General features: G+C 63.6%; 19 protein-coding genes. 16 read left to right on the forward strand and 3 right to left on the reverse strand.

Annotated features, from left to right (window positions below; translation table 11 throughout):
* Positions 1–163: 163 nt before the first annotated feature.
* From BR71_RS23000 to ylqF, 6 genes are all read left to right on the forward strand, one after another.
* Positions 164–2,395, forward strand: a complete 2,232-nt coding sequence (locus BR71_RS23000; protein ID WP_156038979.1) for a mechanosensitive ion channel domain-containing protein — start codon at positions 164–166, stop codon at positions 2,393–2,395.
* Positions 2,396–2,496: 101 nt separating this feature from the next.
* Complete coding sequence (locus BR71_RS13070) at positions 2,497–4,116, forward strand: electron transfer flavoprotein-ubiquinone oxidoreductase (RefSeq protein WP_043638073.1); 1,620 nt, start codon at positions 2,497–2,499, stop codon at positions 4,114–4,116.
* Between the two features lie 287 nt (positions 4,117–4,403).
* Entirely contained in the window at positions 4,404–4,973 is a 570-nt protein-coding gene (locus tag BR71_RS23005) for a hypothetical protein (protein WP_019100861.1), read from the forward strand.
* Between the two features lie 40 nt (positions 4,974–5,013).
* Entirely contained in the window at positions 5,014–5,352 is a 339-nt protein-coding gene (locus BR71_RS13080) for a DUF4870 family protein (protein ID WP_043638081.1), read from the forward strand.
* A gap of 246 nt (positions 5,353–5,598) precedes the next feature.
* Entirely contained in the window at positions 5,599–5,811 is a 213-nt protein-coding gene (locus BR71_RS13085; RefSeq protein WP_019100859.1) for a DUF3820 family protein, read from the forward strand.
* Positions 5,812–5,815: 4 nt separating this feature from the next.
* The gene (ylqF, locus tag BR71_RS13090) at positions 5,816–6,751 is read left to right on the forward strand and encodes a ribosome biogenesis GTPase YlqF (RefSeq protein ID WP_043638016.1); all 936 of its coding nucleotides are present in this window, start codon (positions 5,816–5,818) and stop codon (positions 6,749–6,751) included.
* Between the two features lie 64 nt (positions 6,752–6,815).
* Here the strand turns inward: ylqF and BR71_RS13095 are convergent, their stop codons facing one another.
* From BR71_RS13095 to BR71_RS13105, 3 genes are all read right to left on the reverse strand, one after another.
* Positions 6,816–7,502 (reverse strand): response regulator transcription factor, encoded by a 687-nt coding sequence (locus BR71_RS13095; RefSeq protein ID WP_081555504.1) that lies wholly within the window; start codon positions 7,500–7,502, stop codon positions 6,816–6,818.
* Complete coding sequence (locus BR71_RS13100; RefSeq protein WP_043638018.1) at positions 7,480–9,396, reverse strand: sensor histidine kinase; 1,917 nt, start codon at positions 9,394–9,396, stop codon at positions 7,480–7,482. Before BR71_RS13100 ends, BR71_RS13095 begins: the two co-directional genes overlap by 23 nt.
* Positions 9,397–9,529: 133 nt before the next feature.
* Positions 9,530–10,477, reverse strand: coding sequence for a LysR family transcriptional regulator (locus BR71_RS13105; RefSeq protein ID WP_043638086.1), 948 nt, complete (start codon positions 10,475–10,477; stop codon positions 9,530–9,532).
* Between the two features lie 130 nt (positions 10,478–10,607).
* On the opposite strand from BR71_RS13105, the gene mdcA reads away from it, so the two are divergent.
* The 10 genes from mdcA to BR71_RS13150 all read left to right on the forward strand — a co-directional run bounded on the left by mdcA (position 10,608) and on the right by BR71_RS13150 (position 21,019).
* On the forward strand, positions 10,608–12,263 hold the full coding sequence (gene mdcA / locus BR71_RS13110) for a malonate decarboxylase subunit alpha (RefSeq protein WP_043638021.1): 1,656 nt from the start codon (positions 10,608–10,610) through the stop codon (positions 12,261–12,263).
* 44 nt (positions 12,264–12,307) lie between these two features.
* A complete protein-coding gene (locus BR71_RS13115) occupies positions 12,308–13,474 on the forward strand; it encodes a triphosphoribosyl-dephospho-CoA synthase (RefSeq protein WP_244269628.1) in 1,167 nt (388 codons plus the stop codon).
* Positions 13,461–14,330: a biotin-independent malonate decarboxylase subunit beta gene (locus tag BR71_RS13120; RefSeq protein ID WP_052370547.1), complete on the forward strand. Its 870-nt coding sequence runs from the start codon at positions 13,461–13,463 to the stop codon at positions 14,328–14,330. The genes BR71_RS13115 and BR71_RS13120 overlap by 14 nt, the downstream gene beginning before the upstream one ends.
* Entirely contained in the window at positions 14,330–15,751 is a 1,422-nt protein-coding gene (locus tag BR71_RS13125; protein WP_203391128.1) for a M20 family metallopeptidase, read from the forward strand. The genes BR71_RS13120 and BR71_RS13125 overlap by 1 nt, the downstream gene beginning before the upstream one ends.
* Positions 15,752–15,826: 75 nt before the next feature.
* On the forward strand, positions 15,827–16,552 hold the full coding sequence (locus BR71_RS24630) for an MFS transporter (RefSeq protein WP_208854871.1): 726 nt from the start codon (positions 15,827–15,829) through the stop codon (positions 16,550–16,552).
* A gap of 21 nt (positions 16,553–16,573) precedes the next feature.
* Positions 16,574–17,140, forward strand: a complete 567-nt coding sequence (locus BR71_RS24635; RefSeq protein WP_208854872.1) for an MFS transporter — start codon at positions 16,574–16,576, stop codon at positions 17,138–17,140.
* 35 nt (positions 17,141–17,175) lie between these two features.
* Entirely contained in the window at positions 17,176–18,006 is an 831-nt protein-coding gene (gene mdcE, locus BR71_RS13135; RefSeq protein WP_043638023.1) for a biotin-independent malonate decarboxylase subunit gamma, read from the forward strand.
* Entirely contained in the window at positions 18,000–18,248 is a 249-nt protein-coding gene (locus BR71_RS13140) for a malonate transporter subunit MadL (protein ID WP_052370548.1), read from the forward strand. The genes mdcE and BR71_RS13140 overlap by 7 nt, the downstream gene beginning before the upstream one ends.
* Positions 18,238–19,563, forward strand: a complete 1,326-nt coding sequence (locus BR71_RS13145; protein ID WP_043638026.1) for an MFS transporter — start codon at positions 18,238–18,240, stop codon at positions 19,561–19,563. Before BR71_RS13140 ends, BR71_RS13145 begins: the two co-directional genes overlap by 11 nt.
* Entirely contained in the window at positions 19,556–21,019 is a 1,464-nt protein-coding gene (locus BR71_RS13150) for an amidase (protein WP_208854873.1), read from the forward strand. Before BR71_RS13145 ends, BR71_RS13150 begins: the two co-directional genes overlap by 8 nt.
* Positions 21,020–21,021 lie beyond the last annotated feature (2 nt).

The raw sequence follows: 21,021 nt of genomic DNA on the forward strand, positions 1-21,021 counted from the left end.
CGTGCGAAAATGCGCCGTCGAGTTGCCGCCGGCGGTCTGCGCCAGGGCAAGGTCCACCGTCATGTTGAATGAAATGCCTAGCGTGAAGAGCCGCTTCATTTTCGCCTGTTGTCTGCTTGCCGGGTTTTTGTCGAGCTCCGCGGCTTACGCGGCTCTGCCGACAATGCCCAAGCCCGCGGCGAAGCAGGCGGCTTCGGCGCCCGCTGTCAGCCTGACGGACAAGCTGGCCGAGGCGCAGCAGGCGCTGGATCAATTGGAAACCATCAAGCTGGACAAGCTGCCGGCCGGCGTGACGCCGGGAGAGCTGTTGTTTCGCCGTGCCTTGCTGGAGCGTCTGGTGGCGTCCTACGCCTGGCAGCTGGATCTCGCGGGCGAACGCGATCAGCGGCTGAGGCAGCAAGCCGAGGCCGAGGAGGCTTTACGGAACTGGAGCGGCTTCGCGCAAGCCGGCCCTTATCCGGTGTCCTTGGTGGAAGGCTTGCGCAGCCGCTTGCAGACTGGAGGCTGGGAGAAAGAGACCCAGCAGGCTCAGCAACTGATGCTGTCGCAGATGCAGGAAGCGATGCGCAACAGCCTCAAGCTTAATGAAGTGAGCTTGCGCCAGGCGCGGGAACAGTTGGAGGGCGCGGCTGCCGGAGAGGCCGAGGCGCTGCGCTGGAAGATGGACGGCGCGCGTTGGCGTCGCGACATCAGCGCGTCGGAGTTGCTGCAGTTCGATGCCTTGGGACAGGTGCTGCGCATCCGCCAGCAAACATTGCAGGCGCAGTTGGCACTTTGGCGCAAGCAACTGGACGGCATCGGCAAACAGGTACGCTTTCAGCCGGCCGAGCTGGACGGGGTGCAAAGGCGGCTGGGAGAGGAACGCCTGCGACTGGAGCGGGAAATGGGAGCGCATGAGCAGCGCCGCCGCCGGGCCAAGGCCGAGTTGGAGGAGTTGGAGAGGCAGCTGGCCGCGTTGAAGCTTAAAAAGGACGCGCCGGCGCAGGCTGCCCTGCTACAGGATTTGACCCAGCGCACTGTCGAGCAACGCCAGGCTCTGGACAATAGCGACCTCGCGGTGCAACTGACGCGCATCCGGCAAGAGGCCAACTCACAGGAAGGCGGTATTTGGGAATACCGCTACCAGCTGTACGCCGGCAAGGCGGCCAACCTGGCCGAAGTGGCCAGCGCCAGCCGCCAGGCCGGCGAGGAGTTGGGCGCGGTGCGCGACTATCTGCAAAAAGAGGCCGAGCTGACGATGGCCAAGATGGCGGACGTGCAGCATGAGATCGGCCTGGACCGCGGCAGCGGCCACGCGCTGGCCATGCTGCAACTGCTGCGCCAGCGGCTGGACATCGTCAACGCCGCTCAGCAGCCGGTGCAGGCGGCTTTGACCGGCATTCTGCTGCTGCAGCAGGAGTTCGATGTCGGCGCGCCGGCGGAGGGCACGCCGCAGGAGGTGTCCCGCCGGCTAAGCGAGCGCGTGTTGCAGGCGTCGCGGGCGCTGTGGAATTATGAGCTGTTCAGCGCCGACGACAGCGTGGAAATCAACGGCCAGAAAGTGCAGGCCACCCGCAGCGTGACCATCGGCAAGAGTCTGGGTGCCATCCTGGTGCTGCTGATAGGCTACGCCGCCAGCACTGCGCTGCTGCGCGCTTTGCGGCGTTTGGCCACGCATCGCTTGGGCGTGAGCGAAGCCGCCGCCAATATCTGGTGGCGTTGGAGTTATGTCTGCGTGATCGCTCTGCTGGTGGTGTTCGCGCTTAATCTGGTCAAGATTCCGCTGACGGTGTTCGCCTTCCTGGGCGGCGCCTTGGCGATCGGCATCGGCTTCGGCACTCAGAACCTGCTGAAGAACCTGATCAGCGGCGTGATGCTGCTGGTGGAGCGGCCGCTGAAAGTGGGCGATTTCGTTCAGGTCGGCGGCATCAGCGGCACCGTCAGCAGCATAGGGCTGCGTTCTTCGGTGGTGCGCGCCGGCGACGGCATCGAAACGCTGATCCCCAACTCCACCTTCGTGGAGAGCGCGGTGACCAACTGGACGTACAGCAACCGGCGAATTCGCCGGAAAATCGCCATCGGCGTGGCTTACGGCAACCCGCCGCGCGAGGTGTGCAATCTGTTGCTGGCGGAGGCGGAGCGTCATGGCCTGGTGCTCAAGGAACCGCCGCCTCGGGTGCTGTTCAGCAACTTCGGCGTCGACGCGCTGGAGTTTGAACTGGAATACTGGCTGGACATCGGCGACGCCGACTCCGTGCAGGTGGCCAGCGACTTGCGCCACATGATAGACGGCGCGCTGGCCAAGGCCGGCATCGAGCTGCCTTTTCCGCAGCGCGATGTGCATTTGCAACAGGGCGAGCCCTTACAGATTGAAGTCAGACGCGCGGGCGACGGTCGGGCGTCTGACAGTTTTTAAACGGTTGTTTGATTTTTGATCGCGCGCCATGCAACATGCATGCGGTAGCGGGGCTTTTGAACCCGGCGCGCGATTAAGGAGATGCAGTGGAACGCGATTACATGGAATACGATGTGGTGATCGTCGGCGGCGGCCCCTCCGGGCTGACCGCGGCGATTCGCCTGAAGCAACTGGCGGCGGAGCAGGGCCGGGAGGTCAGCGTCTGTCTATTGGAGAAGGGCTCGGAAATCGGCGCCCACATCCTGTCCGGCGCGGTGATCGAACCGCGGGTGCTCAATGAGCTGATTCCGGACTGGAAGGAAAAAGGCGCGCCGCTGAACACCGAGGCCAAGTCCGACCGCTTCCTGCTGCTGACTGAGACCGAATCCATCCAGCTGCCGACGCCGCCGCAGATGCACAACCACGGCAACTACATCGTCAGCCTCGGCAATTTCTGTCGCTGGCTCGGCCAGCAGGCCGAGGAGCTGGGCGTGGAGATCTACCCCGGCTTCGCCGCCGCCGAAGTGCTTTATCACGAAGACGGCTCGGTCAAGGGCGTGGCCACCGGCGACATGGGCATCGGCAAGGACGGCGAAAAGACCGACGCCTGGCAGCCCGGCATGGAGCTGTGGGCCAAGCAAACCATCTTCGCGGAAGGCTGTAGGGGCTCCTTGACCAAGGCCTTGTTTGAGCGTTTCCGCCTGCACGACGGTGCCGATCCGCAAACCTACGGCATCGGCATCAAGGAGTTGTGGGAAGTGAAGCCGGAACTGCACCAGCCGGGCAGCATCACCCATACCGTGGGCTGGCCGGTGGACACGGCCACCTACGGCGGCTCCTTCATGTACCACTTGGAGAACAACCAAGTGGTGGTGGGCTTCGTCATCGGCCTGGATTACCAGAACCCCTACCTGTCGCCGTTCGAGGAATTCCAGCGCTTCAAGACCCACCCGGCGATCCGCAAGGTGTTCGAGGGCGGCCGCCGTCTGTCCTACGGCGCGCGCGCCTTGACCGAAGGCGGCCTGCAAAGCCTGCCGCGGCTGACTTTCCCCGGCGGCTTGCTGGTGGGCGACACCGCCGGCTTCCTCAACGTGCCCAAGATCAAGGGCACGCACACCGCGATGCAGTCGGCGATGCTGGCGGCGGAAGCGGTGTTCGAACTGCTGGGCCAGGAGCAGCCCGCGCGCGAAGCCACCGCCTATAGCGAGAAGTTCAAGCAGAGCTGGCTGCATGAGGAGTTGCACCGAGTACGCAATATCCGGCCGTCGTTCCGCTGGGGCCTGTGGCCTGCGATGATTTATTCGGCGCTGGACACCTTCCTGTTCCGCGGCAAGGCCCCGTGGACGCTGCGTCATCACCAGGCCGACCATCAAAGCCTGAAGCCGGCCGACGAGTGCTCGCCCATCGCCTACCCCAAGCCGGACGGGGTGTTGACCTTCGATCGCCTGTCCTCGGTGTTCATCTCCAACACCAATCACGGAGAAGATCAGCCGCCGCATTTGAAGCTGAAGGACGCCAGCGTGCCGGTGGCGCTCAATCTGGCCAAATACGATGCGCCGGAACAGCGTTACTGCCCGGCCGGCGTTTACGAAATCGTCGGCCGCGAAGAAGGCGAGCCGCGCTTGCAGATCAATGCGCAGAACTGCGTGCATTGCAAGACCTGCGACATCAAGGACCCAAGCCAGAACATCGTCTGGACCACGCCGGAAGGCGGCGGCGGCCCCAACTATCCCAATATGTGAACGGGATGATTTGGCGAAACCCCGGAGCGCGCTCCGGGGTTTTTCTTGACAAGCCGGGCCGATTATTGGCAGCATGGACGACATGACTCAATCTTTCGCCTTCTTCAACAGCTATTTTTATTGGTACCGCACACCGGCGGCGCCAAGGGATGGCTGTGAACTGAAAGATTGATCCAGCACTAGTAAAGATTCCCGATAAATGCCGCCGCGCTACCGGCGGCATTTGTTTTTCCTCCCCGAAATACATGACCTCCGGAAGCCAGGCCAGACCCCAGGAGGTCCGTTCCATGAATGAAGTCAGCGATGCCGCGCAAATCGCGCGCCAGTCTTGGTCCCTGCTATGTCCTTGCGACGCCGTGCCGGTGAGAGTGTTGACCGACGGCGAACGCTACGCCAACCATCCGGCGCCGGACGCCGCGTGGATGGCCGCCGCGCGACGCGACGGCGGCGTGCTGGAAAGCCGCTTGCCGCAACTGCGCGCGATGGCCATGCTGCTGGCGGCGCAACGCTGGCGCGAACGGAGCGGGGAGACCTCTGCGCGGTTGGCCGATGCGGCGGATTGGCTGGCGGCGCGCATTCTGCTGCTGGGTCTCAGCCATGTGTTGGTGACGGCGGAGAGCTTTTCCCTGCTGGATTTGGCGAACCGTCGCTGCCGCGCGTGGTCCGAACAGACCGGCCAGCCGTTTGCGCCGGCGCTGCCCATCCTGGTGGCGGATGCCGGCGGCGAATCTTGCCTGCAAGCCTGGAGCCGCAGCGCCGAAGTGGCGCTGGCTTTGGCCGGCGGCAGAGCGGAGGCGGCATTGACGCGGCATTGCGAGCAGCGCTTGCAAGCGCTGCTGGCTAGGGTATCTTGTTAATTGTTTTGCATAAATTTTGAGCCGGGGAGGCATGATGTCGATGGACGTGATTACGCAAGAAGACGAACGCAAACTGAATAATCTGACCCTTGTGGTCTATATCCTGCAGGCAATCAGCCTGTTTGTCGGCCTGACCGGCCTGGTGGCGGTGATCATCAACTACGTCAAGCGCGACGATGCGCGCGGCACGCGCTATGAGAGCCATTTCAACTGGCAGATCCGCACTTTCTGGTGGGCCTTGCTCGGCACCGTGCTGGGCGTGGCCCTGGCCTGGATCCTGGTGGGCTTCGTGATCCTGGGCGTCACCTGGGTGTGGTACGTCTACCGCATTGTGCGCGGTTTTCTGAATTTCAACGACGGCAAGCCGATGCCGGAGTAAAGCGGTAAAAAAGGCGGGTGCGGACATGGATGATGCCCGGCGCCCGCAAGGGTTCTGCGCGAACCGGAAAATGGGCGGCGAACGCCGCTGGTTTTTGAAGGCCGCCTACATGCTAAACCCCGTGCCTGCTCGTCCCCAGCTAAACCCCGCCCGCGTTTGCGCCATGTCAAGCCGTAGCCGGGCAACGGGCATGGTCAGAGCGCCGCGGTTTTGGCACAATGCGCAACTTGCTTGAAGGGAGCCGCAATGCAAGCCGATGATTTGCAAAGCCTGGTGACCCGGGCCATGCCGTTTGGCAAACACAAGGGCACGCTGATCTGCGATCTGCCCGGCAACTATCTGAACTGGTTCGCCCGCGAAGGATTTCCCCCCGGCGAAATTGGCCGCCTGCTGCAATTGATGCAGGAGCTGGACCATAATGGTCTAACCTATCTACTTGATCCGATAAGAAAGCGCTAGAAGCATGGCAATCCAATGGTTCCCCGGCCATATGAACAAGGCCCGCAAGGATGTGGCCGAGCGATTGAAAGACATCGACGTGGTCATTGAAATGCTGGACGCGCGGCTGCCGGCTTCCAGCGCCAATCCCATGCTGGCGCGCATGGCCAAGGGCAAGCCGCGGCTGATGATTCTGAACAAGCAGGATCTGGCCGACGCCGCCGCCACTTCGCAGTGGCTGGAATGGTATCGCGCCAAGAAGAACACCCAGGCGCTGGGCATGGATGCCGGCGAACGCGCGCCCGCTCAGAAGCTGGTGGCGGCCTGCCGCGAGCTGGCGCCGACGCGCGGCGGCCTGGAAAAGCCGCTGCGGGTGTTGATCTGCGGCATCCCCAACGTTGGCAAATCCACGCTGATCAACAGCATGAGCAGCCGCAAGGTGGCCAAGACCGGCAATATGCCGGGCGTTACCAAGAACGAACAGCGCATCATTCTGGCCGACGACGTGGAGTTGTTCGACACCCCGGGCATGCTGTGGCCCAAGATCGAGGTGGAAGAGGGCGGCTACAATCTGGCGGCCAGCGGCGCGGTGGGCCGCAATGCGATGGACGAGGAGGAAGTGGCGCTGGAGCTGCTCAAGTATCTGCTCCAGCACTATGCGCCGGAATTGACCGCGCGCTACAAGCTGGACGACATCGCCGGCCAGCAGGACTGGCAGGTGCTGGAAATGATAGGCCGCAAGCGCGGCGCGGTGCAGTCCGGCGGCAAGATCAATGTGCAAAAGGCGGCCGAGATCGTGCTGACCGATTTTCGCGATGGCAATATTGGCCGCATCACGCTGGAACGTCCGGCCGAATGGCTGGCGTGGGAAAAGCGGGCCAAGGAGTTGGCCGCCATCCGGGCCGCCGAGCGCGAAGCCAGGCAACAGGAGAGAGACAGCAAGAAATCCGGCAGCCGTTGAGCCGGCGTCCATTCTCGCCCCGCCCATACGCGGCCCGATTCCGGGCCGCGTTTTATTTGCCTGGTCAAAGCGGCTGGCAGGGTTCGCTGAACCCATAGCCCACGCCCCGGGCCGCCAGGATGGGATTGTGCTGCGGCGCGATGCCGCTGAGTTTGCGCCGCAGCCGGCTGATCAAGGTTTCCAGCCGGCGCTCATCGTAGTGCAGGTAATTGGCGCCCAGCGCTTCCGCCAATTCGCGGCGGTGCGCCGGTTCCGGCGCGCGCCGCAGCATTGCGCTCAGCACTTGGTGTTCCGCGTGGGTCAGGTGCAACTGTTGGCCGTTGGGCGCGGTCAGCATGCGGTTGGCGGCGTGGTAGCGCCACCCGTCGGCGCGTTCCGCCGCGTCGCCGTCCAGCCGCCGCAGCACGCTGGCCAGCGTGGCCAGCAATTCCGCCAGCGGGGTGGGCTTGACCAGATAGGCGTCGGCGCCTTGCTGCAAGCCTTGAACCTTGTCGTCCAGCGCGCCGCGCGCGGTGAGCATGACTTGTCCCAGGCCTGGGTGGCTGGCGCGCAGCCTCCGGCTGAGCGCCATGCCGTCGATATCGGGCAAGCCCAGATCCAGAATCAGCAAGCGGCAGGGATGCTCGGCCAAGTGCCGCTCCAACTCCTGGCCGCAAGCCAGGCCGGTGGCTTGATAGCCGCAGCGTTTGAGCTGGAACAGCAACTCTTCGCGCAGGTCCGGATTGTCTTCAAGCAAGGCTATATGCGTCATGAGCGGCTTTCGGTAGATACAAGATGAAACTAGCGCCGTGAGGCCAGTCAGGGTCCAGGCCCAGTTCGCCGCCGTGCTGAACGGCGATGCGCCGCGCCAGATGGAGGCCTAGCCCCAGGCCGGGACGGTTGCTGGTCTCCGCCAGCCGAGTGAAACGCTGGAAAATCGCTTCTTCCTGGCCCGGCGCGATGCCGGGGCCGTGGTCGCTGATCTGCCAGACGATGCGGTCGGCTTGGCGGCGGATGCCGATTTGAATGGGGGTGTCCGGGTGCGCGTATTTCAGGGCGTTTTCCATCAGGTTCTGCAACAGCACCGACAGCAGCTGCGCGTCTCCGTAGAGCGGCATGCGCTCTTGGCCGATTTGCAGCCGGAACCGCCGCTGCTCATCCGCGTCCAGCTGTTCCAGGCTGTGGCGGGTCAGCTCCAGCAAGTCCAGCGATTGCGCGTGCAGTCTGGCGTCGCTCACATCGGCGCGGCCGTGTTGTTCGGCCAGCCGCATCAATTCCTGCATCCGCAGCAGCGCGCGCTGAATGCGCTCGTGGCGGGCCTGGCGCTGTGCGAGCACCGTCGGCTCCGGCGCGTCCTCCTCCAGCAGACGCAAGCTGCTGCTGGCGGCGTCAATGATGGCCACCGGGGTGCGGATTTCATGGGTGATCATCGCCAGCAGGTCGGTCTGCTCCTCGCGCGCCTCCCGCTGGCGCAGGCTATCGGCCTGGGCCTGGCTGGCCTGGTGCAGCGCCTCGATGCGTTCGCGCTCCAGCGTGCGCATGCGCAGGAACAGACCAATGTAGAGCAGGGTGATGGGCGGCAGGTCGGCCAGCCGGCCGTATTCCTGGATCCAGGATTGATACGGGATGTGCCCCAGGTGCAATAGCAGCGCGGGGATATTGAGCGCCAGATTGGTGGGCAGGTGCAGCGCGATCAGGCGGTCGCCGCTATCGTTGCGTTGCCATAGACGCCAGCAGACCGGCAAGGTCAGCAGATTGATGAAGATGACGGCGTAGAGCGTGACCGGAATGCTGTAGGCCAGGCCAAACGGCCAAAACAGCGCGCACAGCACGGTGGCGGCGCCGGTGGCGGCCTGCAACTGGTATAGCCGGTAGGTGCGCGGGTAGTCTCGCTTCAGCTCCAGCAGATGGGCGAAGTAGGCGCAACCCAGAATGACGGCGGCGCCCAGGCCGACGTAATTGCACAGCAGCGCGATCTTGGGCTGCTCCGGAAACAGCAGCAGGCGTGCCATGCCGTCGGTGGCGAATCGATGGCAGGCCACCGCCAGGATGTAGCCGAACAGCTTGGCGTGCTGCGCTTGGCGGGTGATCAGCCAGGCCGCCAGCGCTATCAGCACCATGGTGAGCATATAGCCGTAAATCAGGCCCAGTTGCAGCAGGCGCTCGTTGTGGTGGGCGACCAGATCCGGCTCGCTCCACAGGCGCGGCTGCGCGTTCAGAGCCAGGGACTGGATCTTGACGAACACGGTCTGTTCGTGCGGCTGCAGGGAAAAGCTGGCGGCCATCAGCGGCAGCTCCATCGCGGACATCGGCCGCCAGGAGCCGATGTCCTGCCTTCGCCAGCCGCCGTCTGGCAGGGGTTGAAATAAGCTTAAGCGGGCCAAATAGCTGGGGATCAGCTCCAGCCAGGGCCGTGGCGGCACATCATGTAGCTGGAGCCGCAGCCAGCAGGTGTCGTGGCCGTAGCCGCGCGCCAGTTTGCCGTCTGGCAGCGGCTGGAAACGCGCTTGCCAGCCGGGGCTGGATATTTGATTGATGCCGAGACCGGCGTCGGCGCTGCAAAAGGCGCTGGCGTCCCGTTCGCTGAACGAGCGGAAGCCGGCTTGCGCCGCGTTGACGGCGAAGAGCAGGCATAGCAAGAGCAAGATCGGCAACGCGCGAGGCATGGCTAAGCGGCTTGTAGTTTCAGATGGGGCGACATTGTGACGGCAATGTCATTTTTTGTCAGTGGCTACTACTTGGTGATTAGAAAAATTTCATACCGTAGTAGTTATAGCCATAAAAATGACTTTGGTATTTTCAGGCTTGTGCCGTTGCGGCTGAAGGCGGGATAAGCGGGGAATGGCCGCGGCCGTAGAGGCGGCATTCCGCCGCCAGCGCCAGCAGATTGGGATCGCGCTCGCGTTTGCTGGCCAAGAGTAAATGGATGTGCTGGGTCCGCCGATACGGCGCGGCCAGCGGAATCAGCTGCAACTGCGGGCTGAACAAGGCCACGCGGCGCGGCAACAAGGAATAGCCGATGCCGCCGCACACCAGATTGCTCAGCGAAAAAATGTCGGCCACCCGCATCACCACATTCGGCAGGACGCCGGCTATGGCGAAGGCTTGCATGAAATCCTGGCCGGTGGCGAAGCTGTCATGCAGGCTGACAAAAGGCAGCTTGGGCAGCGTGGCCAAATCGATGCTTTCGGATTGCCCCAAGGGCGAGTTGAGCGGCGCGGCGAAGCAGATTTCGTCTTCGAACATGGGGATGCTCACCCAGGCCGGGTCGGCGCGTGTTTCCCGCGCGACAATGACCACAGCGTCCAGCACGCCATCGGCCAGCTTTTGCCGCAGTTCCTGATTGGAGGCCAGCGTCAGGTCCACCGTCAATTGCGGCCTGCGTGTTTTCAGGCCCGCCAAAATGCGTGGCAGCGCGCCTGCGGTCAGCGAGTACAGTGCGCCCACCCGCAGCCTGGCCGAACCGAAGCCCGCAGCCTCCCGAGTCTGGCGCACGCCATGCTCCAACTCCAGCAAAGCCCGTTCAGCGCTGAGCAGCAAAGCCTGGGCGGACTCCAATGGAATCAGCCGGCGGCCGCTGCGCTGGAACAACGGGCAGGCCAAGGCTTGCTCCAGCGAGTGCAGGGCGCGGTGCACGCTGACCGGGCTTTGTCCCAGCGCTTCCGCCGCGCGGCTCATATTTCCCAAGCGCATGAAGGCCAGGAACACCCCCAGCTTTTTCAACGTGACTTCATCGTGCGTCCACATGCGACCTCCCAGCGGCTGGCTGAAGCCAATCATTAACTTATTAGTAATGATGCGCCAGTGTGCTTGATTGATGGCCGCGTTGCCAAGTCCTTAAGGTAGCTGCATCAAGTGAAGGCCTGGAGGATGGTTCATGGGCGATACGCGCGGCTGGGAACACCGGCGGCAGGACAAGCGGCGGCGAGTGGAGCGCTTGGGGGCGATGGCGAAGGGCAAGCTGTTGGCCGGCGCCGACATCGTCCCCGCTTTGCAGGCCTTGTTGCGGTCGGGCGACAAGGTGGTGCTGGAGGGCAACAACCAGAAACAGGCCGATTTCCTGTCGCGGGCCTTGGCGCAGCTGGACCCGGAGCGGGTGCGGGATTTGCACATGATCATGCCCTGCGTCAGCCGCAGCGAGCACCTGGACGCGTTCGAGCGCGGCATCGCCCGCCGGCTGGATTTTTCTTTCGCCGGGCCGCAAAGCCTGCGCATCAGCCAACTGTTGGAAGACGGCTTGTTGGAGATCGGCGCGATTCATACATATATCGAGCTGTATGCGCGGCTGCTAGTGGATTTGCAGCCCAATGTGGCCTTGGTGGCCGCTTTCAGCGCCGATCGCGCCGGCAATCTCTATACCGGTCCCAGCACCGAGGACACTCCGGCGCTGGTGGAGGCCGCCGCCTTCAGCAACGGCATCGTCATCGCCCAGGTCAACCAAGTGGTCGACGACGCATCCGAACTGCCGCGCGTCGACATCCCCGGCGACTGGATAGACTTCGTGGTGGCGGCGGATCGGCCTTTCCATATGGAGCCCTTGTTCACCCGCGATCCGCGCCACATCAAACCCTTGCAGGTTCAGATGGCGATGCTGGCGATACGCGGCATCTACCAGCGGCATCAGGTGCAGTCGCTGAATCACGGTATCGGCTTCAATACCGCCGCCATCGAATTGATCCTGCCCACCTATGGCGAGCGCTTGGGCTTGAAGGGGCGGATCTGCCGGCATTGGGCGCTGAATCCGCATCCGACGCTGATTCCCGCGATTGAGAGCGGCTGGGTCGACAGCGTGCACTGTTTTGGCAGTGAAGTGGGCATGGAGAACTACGTCGCGGCGCGGCCGGATGTGTTCTTTACCGGCCGCGACGGCGCTTTGCGCTCCAACCGCCTGCTGTGCCAACTGGCCGGGCAATACGGCGTGGATCTGTTCATCGGCGCCTCGCTGCAAGTCGATGGCGACGGCAACTCCTCTACCGTGACGAGTGGTCGCCTGGCTGGTTTTGGCGGCGCGCCCAATATGGGCCATGATCCGCGCGGCCGTCGTCACGCCACGCCGGCCTGGCTGGCCATGCGCCCCCCAGCGCCGGAACCGATGCTGGAGCGCGGCCGCAAGCTGGTGGTGCAGATGGTGGAAACCTTTCAGGAAAACATGCAGCCCACCTTCGTCGAAACGCTGGACGCGTTGGCGGTAGGCCGCAGCAGCGGCATGCCGCTGGCCCCGGTGATGATTTACGGGGACGACGTGACCCATCTTCTGACCGAGGACGGCATTGCCTATCTCTATCGGGCGGAATCGCTTGAGCAACGACAGCAGATGATCGCGGCGGTGGCTGGAGTCACGCCGGTAGGGTTGCGCAGCGATCCCGCGCAAAGGGCAAGCTTGCGCCGGCAGGGGCTGGTGGCCTTGCCGGAGGACCTGGGCGTGGCGCGTGGCGAGGCCGGCCGCGAATGGCTGGCGGCCAAAAGCATGGCCGAACTGGTGGAGTGGTCCGGCGGCCTGTACCGGCCTCCCGCGCGGTTTCGGAGCGGATGATGCCGGGCCGGATGAGCTGTGCTCCCGAGCCGAGGACAGGACATGTGTCGCCTACGGCTTTGGCCGACGCCGCCGTGGCGGCCTTGTTGGCGGAGGCGACATTGACGCCCAAGCCCGGCCTGGTCGACCTGCGAGGCGGCGGCGCGCACCGGGACATGGATTGGGCGCTGCTGTGCCGGTCGGCGCGGGCGCTGCGGCCTGGCTTTCTGGCCATGGCGGAGGCGGGAGAACAGGGAGCAGGAGAGGACCGATTGCCGGAGCTGCGCGCCCGGATCGGTGCGGCTGGAAGGCAAGCCGAGGCGGCGATGCTGGCCGCCAGCGGCGGCGTCAATACGCATCGCGGCGCGATTTGGGCTCTGGGTCTGCTGGTGACGGCCGCCGCCGCTTGGCCTGTGCTGCCGCTAAGGGCCTTGGGAGCGCGGGCTGGGGAGCTGGCGCGGGTCGAGGATGCCGGCGCGCCGCCGCTGCTTGCCTTGCCGGGTGGGCGCGTCTGTGCCCGCTATGGAGTGGGCGGCGCGCGCCATCAGGCGGCAGCCGGTTTCCCGCAGGTGATGGATCACGGACTGCCGGCCCTGCAAGCGGCGCGGCGGCGCGGCGCGGCTGAGACGCCGGCGCGGCTGGACGCGCTGCTGGCGATCATGCGGCAGCTGGACGACACCTGTTTATTGGCCCGAGGCGGCAGGTTCGGCCTGGAACTGGCGCAAGACGGCGCGGCGGCGGTATTGCAGGCGGGGGGCTGCGCCAGTCAAGAGGGATGGCGGCTGTTGTTGAAGCTGGACCAGCGCCTGCGCCGCCGCCGTTTGTCGCCGGGCGGCGCGGCGGATTTGCTGGCGGCGACCTTACTGTTGGACAGCCTGGCGCAGACGCAGGCAAGGGAGGACTACGAGATGGAACGCTACACATTCACTTACTCGGCAGCGGCTGGTCCTGGTGTCCGGCGGAGCTTGGCCGGGGTCGTGGGATCCGGGGATTTGGAGGTACTGCTGGAGCCGTCAACGTCCGGCGTGAGCCAAGTCATGGTGAGCACCGCCTTGGCGGGAACCGAACTCATTTGGCGCAGGGTGCTGGAGCGCGTGTTCGCTGAGACGGCCTGGCCGCCGGTCCGTTTGGAAATCCATGACTTCGGCGCCAGCCCCGGGGTGATCCGGTTGCGGCTGGCGCAAGCGCTGGAGACTGGCCGGCGGACAGGGGGCGACGATGGCCGCTGTTGAGATTCTGCAACGTGACCGCCTGAGCGAGCATGGCGCGCGCCAGCGGCTGAAAAAGCTGTTGGACCCCGGTAGTTTCCGAGAGCTGTTGGATCCGTTTCAGCGGCTGGAGTCGCCATGGCTGGAGCGGCAGGGCATCGTCGCTCAGTCCGACGACGGCGTGGTGGCGGCGCGAGGCCGGCTGGATGGCCATGAAGTCGCCGCGCTGGCGATAGAGGGCGCTTTCCTCGGCGGCAGCCTGGGCGAAGTCTCCGGCGCCAAGATCGCCGGCATGCTGGAACTGGCCGCCGAGGCCAACCGTCACGGCCGGCCGACGGCCGCCTTGCTATTGCTGGAAACCGGCGGAGTCAGGCTGCAGGAAGCGAATCTGGGCTTGGCCGCGATTGCCGATATCCATGCAGCCATCGTCGACCTGCGCCGCTACCGGCCGGTGATCGCGGTCAGCGTTGGACCGGTGGGGTGTTTTGGCGGCATGGGCATCGCCGCCGGCTTATGCAGCTATTTGTTGCTGACCCGCGAGGCGCGCCTGGGGCTGAATGGGCCGGCGGTGATCGAGCAAGAGGCCGGGCCAGCGGAGTACGACGCAAGCGACCGCGAGTTGATCTGGAGCCTGAGCGGCGGCGAGCAGCGCCATGCCACCGGCTTTGCCGATGTGTGTTGCGTCGATGACGCGGCGGCGATCCGCCGGCAAGTGCAGGACTGGTTGCGACGAGGCCCGCCGCCGCGGCACCGCAGCCAGCGCATTGATGATTACCGCGCGGTGCTGGCGCGGCTGGACGCGGCGGAACAGGCTGACGCGGGGCGAGCGCGGAGCGCGTTCTCCCTGACGCAAGGCGATGTCATGGAAGGAGGGCTGTGATGATGACTGGACAACAAGTCGCCGCGCAGGCGCAGGCTTTCTTTGACCGCGGCGAGCTGCGGCAAGCGTTGGCGCGGCGGGTGGCGATGGCGACCGAAAGCCAGGATCCGCAGGGCAGGGAGAGTTTGCTGCGGTATTTGCAAACTGAAATCGCGCCAGCCCTGAGCGCCATCGGTTTTACCTGCGAATTGCTCGACAATCCGGTGCAAGCCGATTGCCCGTTTTTGCTGGCGGAACGGCGGGAAGGGGCGGATTTGCCAACCTTGCTGTGTTACGGCCACGGCGACGTGGTGTTCGGGCAGGCGGAACATTGGCGCGAGGGCTTGCAGCCTTGGACGCTGCTTGAGGAGGGCGATCGCTGGTATGGCCGCGGCAGCGCCGACAACAAGGGTCAGCACACGATTAATTTCGCAGCCTTGCAACAGGTGTACCAGGCCAGGGGCGGGCGCTTGGGCTTTAACTGCAAGATCCTGTTCGAAATGGGCGAGGAAATCAGCTCTCCCGGCCTGGCGGAAATCTGTCTTCGGCATCGGCGGCGCTTGGCGGCGGATATTTTCATCGCCTCGGACGGCCCGCGTTTGAGCGCGGAACGGCCCACCCTGTTTTTAGGCTCTAGGGGCTGTATTAATTTTAGGCTCAGTCTGCAGGCGCGCCAACAGGCTTATCACTCCGGGAACTGGGGCGGTCTCTTGAGCAACCCCGCCATTCAATTGGCCAACGCCATCGCCTGCCTGGTGAATCAGCATGGGCAGATTCAGGTGAGCGCCTTGAAGCCTCCGGCGCTGAGCGCCGGCCTGAAGGCGTTGTTAAGCGATATTGCGCTTGAGCCGCAGCCTGGTGATCCGCTGATTGATCCGGACTGGGGCGAGGCCGGCTTAAGTCCGACGGAGAGACTTTACGGCTGGAATAGCCTGGAGGTGTTGTCTTTCCTGGCCGGGGATCCGGTGAAACCAGTCAATGCGATTCCTCCTTCCGCCGCTGCGGTGTGCCAGCTACGTTTCGTCGTAGGCACGGATTGGCAAGCCTGCGGTCAGCATGTGCGCAGGCATTTGGACGCGCATGGTTTTGAACAGGTGGAGGTTGAGGTATTGAGTAGCTCCCCCGCCACGCGTTTTGATCCGGAAAGCCGATTGGTGTCGTGGGCCTTGCAGATTATTCAACAAGCTTCCGGGAAAAAACCGGCCTTGCTGCCCAATATCGGCGGTTCGCTGCCGAACGAGGTGTTTGCCGACATCCTGCAACTGCCCACTTTATGGATTCCCCATTCCTATCCCGCTTGTGGCCAGCATGGCGCGAATGAACATATGTTGAAATCCATCGCCAGAGAAGGTTTGCAAATCATGACCCGGCTTTTTTGGGAATTGGGAGAGTCGGGAAAACATAGGGTGCCATTGTGCGGCAAGGATTTGGCCGAGCGGTGAAATAGGTGGTCATTTCAGGCATGGCTAACAATATATTGCCTGCGAATAGCGTTCGCCGGGCAAAGAGGATAGAACATGGCTAATTCTGTTGCGGTTGCGCCGAGTGAGGAAAAGCTGGGCAAGCCCAATTTATACCGTACCTTGATAGCCACATGCATAGGCAATGGCCTGGAGTGGTTTGATATCACCATTTATGTGTTTTTTGCCAGCTATATCGGCCATGCCTTTTTCCCTAGCGAGGATGTCAGCAATTCCCTGTTGATCACATTCGCCAGCTTTGGCATGTCTTTCATGATTCGCCCTTTGGGCGCGATTGTCTTGGGCGCTTATGCGGATAGGGCCGGTCGCAAGGCTTCTTTGCTGGTGTCGATCTCGCTGATGATGTTGGGCAGTTTGATGATTGCCGTGATGCCCGGTTATGCCGTCATCGGCATGGCCGCGCCGGTGCTGATCGTGCTGGCGCGGCTGATCCAGGGTTTCTCGGCGGGAGGGGAGTTTGGCAGCTCCACCGCTTTTCTGGTGGAACACTTCCCCGAGCGCAAGGCATTCATCGCCAGCTGGCAGTTTGCCACGCAAGGGGCCAGCACCTTGTTGGCGGCCGGGTTCGGCATGGGCTTGGCGAGCGCTTTGAGCGAGCAGGATATACAAGATTGGGGGTGGCGCATTCCCTTCTTTTTTGGCCTGCTGATCGGCCCGGTGGGGCTGTATATTAGGCGCCATATCGATGAATCTCCCGGTTTTCACCAGGGTTTGCAAGATGAGCAGCCGCTGAAAAATATATTTTTACGGCAAAAAACCTGATTTTTTACCGCTATCGGTTTAATGATGGTCTCCACCGCCATTAATTATGTCATTAGTTATATTCCCACCTATGCCACTCAAACCCTGAAGTTGCCCAGTCTTGACGCTTATACCTCCACCTTTGTCGGGGGAGTGATTCTGACGGTGGTCACCCCGCTGGCTGGACTGTGGGCGGAAAAAATAGGGCGTATGACTTTGATGAAATGGTCGGTGCTGCTGGTAGTGCTCACCACGTATCCAGGCTTCTATCTATTGGGCCAGCAGCTCAGTCAAACCAGTCTGATATTTTTGGTGATGTGGCTGGCTTTGCTCAAGGCGCTGTATTTTTCCGTGATTCCTTCGGTGATGGCGGATTTGTTTCCGCCGGCAAGCCGGGCCACAGGCATTGCCTTGAGTTACAACATCGCCGTGACTCTATTTGGCGGTTTTGCGCCATTGATCTGCATCTGGTTGATTAAATCGACCGGCGACGATTTGGCCCCTGCTTATTATCTGGTGGTTTTGGGGATATTCAGTTTGGCGGCGGTTTATCAGGCAAGGCGGAGTATTGAACAGAAAAAAACCGGCGCCGGCGTCGGTCTGGAATGAACTTGGCGACCATCGACTGAAGGAGGCGTGAAGAGATGGGAGAGCATGGGATATCGCGGAATCGGGCCAGCCGCTGGCTGGCGGCGCTGAGCGGTGCGCCAGCGCCGGACAGTGGCGCCTATGGCACGGCGCTGCGGGTGGTCGATGCCAGCCTGAGGGGACAGGCCGCGCGCTATATCGCCCTGACGCCGGATCCGGACAACCGCTTTGTTCGGGCCCGCCATGGGGAGGTGGGGCTGGAACAGGGCTGGGCGCTGGCGCAAGCGGTGAGGGATGGCATGGCGGCGGATGCCGGCTGCGCCGACAAACGCGCCATCATCGCGGTGATCGATACTCCGGGCCAGGCTTATGGCCGCCGAGAGGAGGCTTACGGCATCCACCTGGCCTTGGCGGCGGCAGTGGACGCCTATGCCAGCGCGCGGCTGGCCGGCCACCCGGTGATTGGCCTGATGGTTGGCCAGGCCATGTCCGGAGGCCTGCTCGCCCACGGTCATCAGGCCAATCGTTTGCTGGCCTTGGACGCCGCCGAGGTCATTACGCAGGCGATGGGCAAGCAGGCGGCGGCGCAGGTGACGCTGCGCTCGGTGGAGGCGCTGGAAGCCTTGGCTGCGGAGTTGCCGCCCATGGCTTACGACATCCGCAGTTATGCCGGCTTGGGGCTGCTGTGGCGCTTATTGCCGGTGGAGGCCATCGACGCCCCCACGGCGGCCGACATCGTTCGGGTTCGCATTGCCTTGGGCGAGGCCTTGGCCGATATCCGGCAGGCTGGCGATCAGGGCCGGCGGCAAGGCGCGGGGATGGCGCAAAGGGCGTCGCGCCTGGTGCGGCAACGGCTGCGCGAGCAATGGGAGCAGAGCTCATGGTGACTTATTGCGTGGTCTTACTGGCGGCCTGCGTTTTGTGTGGCCTGCCGCTGGGGGACGTGCTGGGGTGGCTGATCGGCGTCACAGCCGATGTCGGCGGCGTGGGCTTCTCCATGTTGCTGCTGATCGCCAGCAGCGAGTGGCTGCGTGGTCGGGGGGCGCTGGTAGTGTTTCACGCAGCGCAGCAGGTCGTAAATACGTTCTTAAGTCCCCAACCAATAGCAGGAGGCCGCTATGTCGCTTGAGACTTCTTCCCGTTCTCGCATTCAACAGGTGGCGGCAGCCATCATAGGCAATGCCTTGGAATGGTACGACTTCATCATCTACGGCTTCATGACTGGGGTGATTTCCAAGCAGTTCTTTCCCGCCGATGGTCAGGAGTACACCTCTTTGCTGCTCGCCACAGCCACTTTCGGCGCCGGTTTTGTGATGCGGCCGGTGGGCGGAGTGCTGTTGGGCGTCTACGCGGATCGCAAAGGCCGCAAGGCGGCATTGCAACTCATCATGGGATTGATGAGCCTGGCCATCCTCATCATTGTGCTGGCGCCGCCTTATGCCGCCATTGGAGTGGCCGCGCCGGCGCTCATTCTGCTGGCGCGCTTGATCCAGGGCTTCGCCACCGGCGGCGAGTACGCCAGCTCCACCGCTTTTCTGGTGGAAATGGCGCCGCCGGGCAAGCACGGCTTGTATGGTTCCTGGCAGTTGTTCGGCCAGTCGCTTGCGGTGTTGACCGGTGCGGCCATGGGCGCCTTGGTCAGCTATGCTTTCACCCCGCCGCAATTGGAGGCGTGGGCTTGGCGCTTGCCCTTTGTCTTTGGTTTGCTGATTGTGCCGGTGGGATTGTGGATGCGGCGTCATATGGAGGAAACCGAAGCCTTCGTCCACGCCAGCCGTCAGCCGGCCGCCACGCCGCTTGCGCTGGGTTTGGCCGGCAACATGGGGGGTATGTGGACGACGCTGGCGCTGATCGTGCCGGGCACCGCGGTGTTCTATGTGGTCCTGATCAGCATGCCTGGCTATGCCAGCCGTCAGTTTGGCCTGCCGCTGGAGCAGGCTTTCGCGGCCCAGACCGTTGCGGTGGCAGTGCTGACTCTGGTGACGCCGTTGTCCGGGTGGTGGTCGGACCGAATTGGACGGTGGCCGATCCTGCTGGGCGCGCAGGGGATGATGCTGCTGCTGGTCTATCCGCTGTTCTGGTGGCTGGAGCAGACGCCTAGCATTGAGCGTTTGCTGGCGGTTCAAGTGACCATGTGCGTGTTGCAAGGCCTGTGCAATGGCCCGGTACCGGCCGCGGTCAGCGAACTGTTCCCGGTCAAGGTGCGCTCCACGGCGATGTCGATTTCCTACAATCTGGCGGTGATGCTGTTTGGCGGTTTCGCGCCCTTCATCGTCACCTTGCTCACTCAGCACAGCGGCTCCTCATTGGCGCCGGCCTTCTATCTGATGTTCTGTCTGCCAATTGGACTGCTGGGCGCTTACCGGCTGCGCGCGCCGGCCCGCGCCGTCGGATTCGAGAACCGCGGCCAGCCGCCCCACAAGGAAGGAGCAAGCCGTGTTTAGGATCGAAACGCCTGCCGGCGTACGGGAAATTGTTGAGTTGGACGGGGGCGAGCTGTCCGCCGCCTTGCACGAGCGGCGCTTGTCCTGCCGCGATGCGATGCAGGCTTATCTGCAGCAGATTGAAACTCTGAATCCGGGCGTCAAGGCCGTGGTGTCGCTACAACCCGTCGACGTCTTGCTGGCTGAAGCCGAGCGTTGCGACGCCGAGCTGAGCCGCGGTTTCAGCCGCGGCTGGATGCATGGCTTCCCGCTGGCGGTCAAGGACCTGGCCGCCGCGCGCGGTTTGATCGCCAGCATGGGCTCGCCCCTGTATCGCGGCCAAGTGTCCACGCAGGACGACATCATGGTGGAGCGCATGCGTGCGGCGGGGGCCATCATTATCGGCAAGACCAACACACCGGAGTTCGGTGCCGGCTCCCATACTTACAACCCGGTATTCGGCGCTACCGGTAATGCCTATGATCCGGCGCGCAGCGCCGGCGGCAGCAGCGGCGGCGCTGCGGTGGCCCTGGCTTTGCGCATGCTGCCGGTGGCGGACGGCAGCGACATGATGGGCTCCTTGCGCAACCCGGCGGCGTTCAACAATATTTTTGGTTTCCGTCCCAGCGCCGGCGTCGCGCCGCTGGGCCCCTCGCCGGAGCTCTACCTTCAGCAACTCGCTACCGTGGGGCCGATGGCGCGGTCGGTGCCGGACCTGCTGGCCTTGCTGCGCATTCAGGCCGGGGCGGACCCGCGCGCCCCGCTGGCCTACGATCCGCCGGATTGGCGGCAGCCGTTGGAGCGTGACCTGCGCGGCGCGCGGCTGGGCTGGCTTGGCGACTACGATGGCTATTTGCCGATGGAAGACGGTGTGCTGGCGTTGTGCCGCGGCGCCTTGGCGGATTTCGAAGCGCTGGGTTGCGCGGTGGCGCCGGCGTCGCCGGCTTTTGATATGAGCGCGCTATGGCAAAGCTGGCAAACCTTGCGTCACTGGTTGGTGGCCGGCAGCTTGGAGCACCATTATCGCGACCCGGAGCAGCGACGGTTGTTGAAGCCGGAACTGAAATGGGAAATCGAGGGCGGACTTGGGCTGAGCGCGCTGGATGTCTATCAGGCGTCCAAGGTGCGCAGCGATTGGTATCGCGCCATGCTGGCGCTGTTCGAAGACTACGATTACTTGCTGTTGCCCAGCGCCCAAGTGTTTCCATTCGAGTTGGAGCGGGCCTGGCCTGAGCGGATTGCCGGTGTGCGGATGAGCAGCTACCACCGCTGGATGGAAGTCGTGCTGGCCGCGACCATGGCCGGCTTGCCGGCGGTCAGCGTGCCGGTGGGTTTTAATCGGCAAGGGTTGCCGATGGGCATGCAGATCATTGGGCGGCCGCGCGCGGATCTGGCGGTGTTGCAACTGGCCCATGGTTATGATCTGCGTACCGCCTGGACCCGCCGCAGGCCGCCGCCGGCTTTGAGGGCGGTCTGAGC

It is taken from the genome of Chromobacterium haemolyticum DSM 19808 (assembly GCF_000711885.1).
GTDB lineage: Bacteria > Pseudomonadota > Gammaproteobacteria > Burkholderiales > Chromobacteriaceae > Chromobacterium > Chromobacterium haemolyticum.

What these genes read in the sequence shown, in the direction of transcription:
- BR71_RS23000 (WP_156038979.1), top strand. Translation starts at nt 164, where the DNA reads ATGCCCAAGCCCGCGGCGAAGCAGGCGGCTTCGGCGCCCGCTGTCAGC.
- BR71_RS13070 (WP_043638073.1), top strand. Translation starts at nt 2,497, where the DNA reads ATGGAATACGATGTGGTGATCGTCGGCGGCGGCCCCTCCGGGCTGACC.
- BR71_RS23005 (WP_019100861.1), top strand. Translation starts at nt 4,404, where the DNA reads ATGAATGAAGTCAGCGATGCCGCGCAAATCGCGCGCCAGTCTTGGTCC.
- BR71_RS13080 (WP_043638081.1), top strand. Translation starts at nt 5,014, where the DNA reads ATGGACGTGATTACGCAAGAAGACGAACGCAAACTGAATAATCTGACC.
- BR71_RS13085 (WP_019100859.1), top strand. Translation starts at nt 5,599, where the DNA reads ATGCAAGCCGATGATTTGCAAAGCCTGGTGACCCGGGCCATGCCGTTT.
- ylqF (WP_043638016.1), top strand. Translation starts at nt 5,816, where the DNA reads ATGGCAATCCAATGGTTCCCCGGCCATATGAACAAGGCCCGCAAGGAT.
- BR71_RS13095 (WP_081555504.1), bottom strand. Translation starts at nt 7,502, where the DNA reads ATGACGCATATAGCCTTGCTTGAAGACAATCCGGACCTGCGCGAAGAG.
- BR71_RS13100 (WP_043638018.1), bottom strand. Translation starts at nt 9,396, where the DNA reads ATGCCTCGCGCGTTGCCGATCTTGCTCTTGCTATGCCTGCTCTTCGCC.
- BR71_RS13105 (WP_043638086.1), bottom strand. Translation starts at nt 10,477, where the DNA reads ATGTGGACGCACGATGAAGTCACGTTGAAAAAGCTGGGGGTGTTCCTG.
- mdcA (WP_043638021.1), top strand. Translation starts at nt 10,608, where the DNA reads ATGGGCGATACGCGCGGCTGGGAACACCGGCGGCAGGACAAGCGGCGG.
- BR71_RS13120 (WP_052370547.1), top strand. Translation starts at nt 13,461, where the DNA reads ATGGCCGCTGTTGAGATTCTGCAACGTGACCGCCTGAGCGAGCATGGC.
- BR71_RS13125 (WP_203391128.1), top strand. Translation starts at nt 14,330, where the DNA reads ATGATGACTGGACAACAAGTCGCCGCGCAGGCGCAGGCTTTCTTTGAC.
- BR71_RS24630 (WP_208854871.1), top strand. Translation starts at nt 15,827, where the DNA reads ATGGCTAATTCTGTTGCGGTTGCGCCGAGTGAGGAAAAGCTGGGCAAG.
- BR71_RS24635 (WP_208854872.1), top strand. Translation starts at nt 16,574, where the DNA reads ATGATGGTCTCCACCGCCATTAATTATGTCATTAGTTATATTCCCACC.
- mdcE (WP_043638023.1), top strand. Translation starts at nt 17,176, where the DNA reads ATGGGAGAGCATGGGATATCGCGGAATCGGGCCAGCCGCTGGCTGGCG.
- BR71_RS13140 (WP_052370548.1), top strand. Translation starts at nt 18,000, where the DNA reads ATGGTGACTTATTGCGTGGTCTTACTGGCGGCCTGCGTTTTGTGTGGC.
- BR71_RS13145 (WP_043638026.1), top strand. Translation starts at nt 18,238, where the DNA reads ATGTCGCTTGAGACTTCTTCCCGTTCTCGCATTCAACAGGTGGCGGCA.